The organism is Exiguobacterium sp. HSB13, from assembly GCF_056764755.1.
On the sequence record NZ_JBUZOM010000038.1, the window covers coordinates 1 to 464 of the forward strand.

General features: G+C 47.2%; 1 protein-coding gene. It reads right to left on the reverse strand.

Annotated features, from left to right (window positions below):
• On the reverse strand, nt 1-464 hold a 464-nt coding region (locus ACZGCQ_RS16935; RefSeq protein ID WP_481266890.1), incomplete at both ends, for a PTS transporter subunit EIIC.

Consider the following 464-nt stretch of genomic DNA (forward strand, 5'->3'; position numbering starts at 1 on the left):
GTGTACAAGGGACAGGACATGTACATTGCAACAGCAATACCGATCAATGAAGCAAGTGATGTGACGACTTGTCCTTCTTTAAAACTAGCAGGAACGAAACTGTTGATAAAGTCATTGTATCCTTGTGTGTTACCGGCTTGGTTTAAGTTAAAAAGGGCAGTGATCCAAGCGAACCAAAGCGGATCTTGCCCCGCAACCGTCGATCCTTGAGCAGAACCTGTCAGGATTTTGTACGTTCCACCGAGTTCCGTGTAGTTCATCGGTACAGTCAACATGTGATGAAGACCGAACGGAAGTAATCGACGCTCGAGTGTACCGTATACGAACGGTGCAATGATCGGTGCAGAATCATGTGAAGAGGCAATCCAGCGACCGAAGTCATTTAATAAGGCTTGAACGAACGGCCAAACGAGTGATAAGGCGAATGCTGCCACGACTGATCCACCGCAAAAGACGAATGGAAC